The 2125-nt window shown below is 73.6% G+C and carries 3 protein-coding genes; 1 reads left to right on the plus strand and 2 read right to left on the minus strand.

Annotated features, from left to right (window positions below; genetic code table 11):
* A partial coding sequence (locus AC1MIR_RS16340) for an Mrp/NBP35 family ATP-binding protein (protein WP_480029243.1) occupies positions 1 to 883 on the plus strand: 883 nt, incomplete at its 5' end.
* Between the two features lie 12 nt (positions 884 to 895).
* Here the strand turns inward: AC1MIR_RS16340 and AC1MIR_RS16345 are convergent.
* Together AC1MIR_RS16345 and AC1MIR_RS16350 are read right to left on the minus strand one after the other, a co-directional pair.
* Positions 896 to 1765, minus strand: a complete 870-nt coding sequence (locus AC1MIR_RS16345) for a CPBP family intramembrane glutamic endopeptidase (protein ID WP_480029244.1) — start codon at positions 1763 to 1765, stop codon at positions 896 to 898.
* Positions 1766 to 1845: 80 nt separating this feature from the next.
* On the minus strand, positions 1846 to 2125 hold a 280-nt coding region (locus AC1MIR_RS16350; RefSeq protein ID WP_480029245.1), incomplete at its 5' end, for a PfkB family carbohydrate kinase.

The following is a 2125-nucleotide window of genomic DNA, read 5'->3' on the forward strand; positions in this document are numbered from 1 at the left end:
GGCCCCCCCCGCCCCCGCGGGGGCGCGGGGGGGGCCGGCCGGCGGCCCCGCGGGCAAGGCAGGCGGACCGGGCACCGGACCGATGCTGCTGCCCCAGGTCGGCGCCATCGTCGCCGTCGCCTCCGGCAAGGGCGGCGTGGGCAAGTCCACCACCGCGGTCAACCTGGCGGTGGCGCTGGCCTCCCAGGGTCTCAAGGTCGGGCTGCTCGATGCCGACATCTACGGCCCCTCCCTGCCGCAGATGCTCGGCACGCGTGAGCGGCCCCGCGCCGAGGGGCAGCGCATCATCCCGCTGCAGCGCTGGGGCCTGACGGCCATGTCCATCGGCTTCCTGGTGGAGGCGGAGACCGCGATGATCTGGCGCGGCCCGATGGTGATGGGTGCGCTCGAGCAGATGATGGGCCAGGTCGAGTGGGGGCCGCTCGACATCATGGTGGTGGACATGCCGCCCGGCACCGGCGACGCGCAGCTGACGATGAGCCAGCGCGTGCCGCTGGCCGGCGCGGTGATCGTCTCCACCCCGCAGGACGTGGCGCTGATCGATGCAAGGCGCGGCGTGAAGATGTTCGAGAAGGTCGGCGTGCCGGTGCTCGGGCTGATCGAGAACATGTCCTTCTATTGCTGCCCCAATTGCGGCCACCGGGCGGAGCTGTTCGGCCATGGCGGAGCACGCGCCGAGGCCGAGCGGCTGGGCGTGGAGTTCCTGGGCGAGCTGCCGCTGAAGCTGGCGATCCGCGAGCTCGCCGATGCCGGCACCCCGATCGTCGCGGCGCAGCCGGAGACGGAGGAGGCGAAGGCCTATCAGCGCATCGCCACCCGGCTACGGGAGAAGCTGGCTGAGCGCGCGGGTGGCGGCGCCGGGCCGAAGATCGTGGTGGAATAGCGCGCCGGCCGGTCAGGCCGTGCGCCGCCAGGCGGGCGGCCTGATGCGGCCGCGCCGGATGGCGAGGGCCAGCAGGACCAGGCCGGTGGCGGTGCAGAGCACGAAGGCCACCAGCGAGGATTCCAGCCCGAAGCTGCCGCCCGTCAGCGCCGCCGGCCCTTCGATGCTGGCCCGGATCAGCCCCGGATCGGTGTCGCCGCCCGACACGATGCCGGAGAAGATCGCCGACTGCGTGTAGTTCCAGGCCATGTGGAATCCGATGCTGAGCCAGAGGCGGCGCGTCAGCATGTAGGCGGCGGCGAGCAGCAGCCCGGCCTCGATGCTGATGAAGAGCGCGCCCATGACCGTGCCCGCCGGGTTGAGCAGGTGCACGAAGCCGAAGACGAGGGACGACACCACCAGCGCGACCCAGCTGCCGCAGACCTCCTCCACCGAGCGGAACACCACGCCGCGGAACAGCAGCTCCTCGAAGATGCCGGAGCTCAGTGCCATGGCCAGCGCCGGCAGGAGGAAGGTCCAGGGGTTCAGCCCCTCGATCCGGTAGATGCCGAGGACCAGAAGCACGAGAACGCAGGCGGCGTAGAGCCCGGCCCCGATCGCGAGGCCGAGGCCGAGTTCCCGGCCCATGCCCGGCAAGGACAGCTCCTCCACGCGGCGCCGCTCGACCAAGCGGGCGAAGCCGACATAGACGGCGAGCCCCGCCGCCGTCATGCCAGCCACCCCCGCGGCCGCGGCGAGCGGCCGGCCCGACAGGGCCAGCATCACATCGTTGCTCATGACGAGCATGACGAAGAGGGCGGCGCCGAGCACGACAAGGCGGATCAGCGGCATCGCCAGCATCCGCGGCCCGAAGGCCGGCATGCGCTGCGTCGTTGCTGTCATGCGATCGGTCCCGGCCACCATCGTCGGGATCGTAGGATGCAAGGACGGAACGACCAAGGCGGATCCTGCCGCCGCAGGACCTATCCCAGCAGGGCGTCGGTCTCCGCCGCCACCGGCATGGCACTCGCCGCGCCCGGCCGCGTCACGGCGATGGCGGCGGCCGCGCTCGCCCGCCGCATCGCGTCGCGCAGCGGCAGCCCGCGATCCAGTGCCGCGCAGAGCACCCCGCACCAGCAATCGCCCGCGCCGGTCGTGTCCACCGGCACGACCGGGAAGGCCGGCCCCCCGCCCGCGCCCCGGGCCCGGGCGGCGCCCGGGGCCGCCCCGCCCCCAGGCGCCCCGCCCACCCCCCCCCCCCGC

Source organism: Falsiroseomonas sp. RANM36 (genome assembly GCF_056682175.1).

What these genes read in the sequence shown, in the direction of transcription:
- AC1MIR_RS16345 (WP_480029244.1), bottom strand. Translation starts at nt 1,765, where the DNA reads ATGACAGCAACGACGCAGCGCATGCCGGCCTTCGGGCCGCGGATGCTG.